This is a genomic window from Paraburkholderia sp. SIMBA_053, assembly GCF_046534895.1.
GTDB classification, from domain to species: Bacteria; Pseudomonadota; Gammaproteobacteria; order Burkholderiales; family Burkholderiaceae; genus Paraburkholderia; species Paraburkholderia caledonica.
On the sequence record NZ_JAWRXU010001861.1, the window covers coordinates 1 to 232 of the forward strand.

1 protein-coding gene is annotated in these 232 nt (G+C 65.9%); it reads left to right on the forward strand.

Annotated features, from left to right (window positions below; genetic code table 11):
- On the forward strand, positions 1-216 hold a 216-nt coding region (locus tag SB753_RS41985), incomplete at its 5' end, for a LysR substrate-binding domain-containing protein (RefSeq protein WP_410805809.1).
- Between the last annotated feature and the right edge of the window lie 16 nt (positions 217-232).

The window sequence follows — 232 nt, forward strand, 5'->3', positions numbered from 1 at the left end:
TACGTCGTCGCCGGCCTTGGCCTCGCGATGATGCCGAGGATGACCCAGTCCTTCGTAAAGCATCCCAAGCTGCGCACCCGCCCCTTGCTGCCTGAGCGCCACCGTCACGTGACTGCGACCGTCCTGCGCTCGCAGCGGCAGAAGCCAGCGGTGCTGCGGGTGCTCGAGTCGCTGAGGGCGGCGGCCGAATCCATGGCTCTTGCCGCCCATACATAAGCTCAGCTTTGGGATG